Annotated in this window: 2 protein-coding genes and 1 pseudogene; 2 read left to right on the top strand and 1 reads right to left on the bottom strand. The window is 55.0% G+C overall.

The genetic code is table 11. The features are described from left to right. A pseudogene (locus G9409_RS12205) lies at positions 1–743 on the top strand (VCBS domain-containing protein); the annotation flags it as partial. An 18-nt stretch (positions 744–761) separates the two neighbouring features. On the opposite strand, the gene G9409_RS08575 reads toward G9409_RS12205, so the two are convergent. Beyond that, positions 762–1103, bottom strand: a complete 342-nt coding sequence (locus tag G9409_RS08575) for a hypothetical protein (protein ID WP_166808379.1) — start codon at positions 1101–1103, stop codon at positions 762–764. A gap of 27 nt (positions 1104–1130) precedes the next feature. On the opposite strand from G9409_RS08575, the gene G9409_RS12200 reads away from it, so the two are divergent. After that, a partial coding sequence (locus tag G9409_RS12200) for a VCBS domain-containing protein (RefSeq protein ID WP_407926796.1) occupies positions 1131–2151 on the top strand: 1021 nt, incomplete at its 3' end.

The following is a 2151-nucleotide window of genomic DNA, read 5'->3' as shown; positions in this document are numbered from 1 at the left end:
CAGCACAGACCAATGTCGCTGGAACCGGAGGTTATGGCAAGTTCACTATCGGCACGAATGGCGTGTGGAGCTATACGGCAAACAGTGCCCACAACGAGTTTGTCGGAGGCCAGAGCTATACGGACAGCATAACGGTGACGACCGCTGATGGAACGCCGAAGGTCGTAACGGTCACGATGACGGGTACCAATGATGCGGCGGTGATAAGCGGCACGAGCACGGCGAGCCTGACGGAAACGGATGCTGTTCTGACCGCAACCGGTACGTTAAGTGCGACAGACGCAGATAGCGCGACAACTTTTGTAGAGCAGACGGATACAGCCGGCACGAATGGCTACGGTACGTTCAGCATCGGCACGAATGGCGTGTGGACGTACACGGCGAACGGTGCGCATGACGAGTTTGCTGCAGGTCAGAGCTATACCGACAGTATTACGGTAACGACCGCTGATGGAACGTCGAAGGTCGTAACCGTGACAATGACGGGCACCAATGATGCGGCGGTGATAAGCGGCACGAGCACGGCGAGCCTGACGGAGACAGATGCTGTTTTGACTGCGACCGGTACGTTGAGTGCGACGGATACCGACAGCGCAACGACTTTTGTTGAGCAGACGGATGTAGCAGGAAATAATGGCTACGGTACGTTCAGCATCGGCACGAATGGCGTGTGGACGTACACGGCGAACGGTGCGCATGACGAGTTTGCAGCAGGTCAGAGCTATACCGACAGTATTACGGTAACGACACTTGACGGCACATCACACGTTGTAACGGTGACAACGGTTGGTACGACTGATGGTCACAATGGTCACAATGGTCACAATGGTCACAATGGTCACAATGGTCACAATGGTCACGACGGTCATGATGGTCATGATGGTTACGGAGATCATGATGATCATGATGGCCACGATGGTCATAATGGTCACGACGGTCATGACGGTCATGATGGTTACGGAGATCACGATGATCATGATGATCACGATGGTCATGGAGATCACGATGATCATGATGGTCACGGTGGTCATGGAGATCACGATGGTCATGATGGTCACGGTGGTCATGGAGATCACGATGGTCACCACCATCACCATCATCACGATGACGATGATGTATCAAATGCGGTTATAACGGGTACCAGCACAGCGAACCTGACTGAGACTGATGTTGTCCTTACAGCAACGGGTACCCTGATTGTCACTGACCCGGATAGCCCTGAAACTTTTGTTGCCCGTAATGCTGTAGCAGGAAGTAATGGTTACGGCACCTTCAGCATCGACACGAATGGCCTTTGGAATTATTCGACTAACGGTGCACATAACGAGTTTGCAGCAGGTCAGAGCTATACCGACAGTTTCACGGTCTCAAGTGCTGATGGAACGACGAAGGTGGTAACGGTAACGATGACGGGCACGAACGATGCAGCGGTGATAAGCGGCACGAGTGCGGTAAGCGTGACTGAGACGAATGCGGCGATAACGGCGACGGGCACGTTGAGTGCGACGGATGTGGACGGCACGGCGAATCTGTTTACGGCGCAGAGTGGAGTATCGGGAAATAATAACTATGGCACGTTCAGTATCGGCACGAACGGCGTGTGGACGTATACGGCGAACAGTGCGCATAACGAGTTCGTAGGTGGCCAGACCTATACGGACAGCATAACGGTAACGGCAGCGGACGGAACGCCGAAGGTGGTAACGGTAACGATGACGGGCACGAACGATGCAGCGGTGATAAGCGGCACGAGTGCGGTAAGCGTGACTGAGACGGATGCGGCGCTGAGTGCGACAGGCACGTTGAGTGCGACGGATGTGGACGGCACGGCGAATCTGTTTACGGCGCAGAGTGGAGTATCGGGAAATAATAACTATGGCACGTTCAGTATCGGCACGAACGGCGTGTGGACGTACACGGCGAACAGTGCGCATAACGAGTTCGTTGGTGGCCAGACCTATACGGACAGCATAACGGTAACGGCAGCGGACGGAACGCCGAAGGTGGTAACGGTAACGATGACGGGCACGAACGACGCGGCAGTCATAAGCGGCACGAGCAGTGCGAGCGTATCGGAGACGAATGCGGCGATAACGGCGACGGGCACGTTGAGTGCGACGGACGTCGATAGCTCCTCGGCCTTTGTAGCGC

The organism is Candidatus Chlorobium masyuteum, from assembly GCF_011601315.1.
Classification (GTDB): domain Bacteria; phylum Bacteroidota; class Chlorobiia; order Chlorobiales; family Chlorobiaceae; genus Chlorobium; species Chlorobium masyuteum.
The sequence above is the reverse complement of the archived record's forward strand: the minus strand, read 5'-3'. Positions and strand labels throughout refer to the sequence as shown.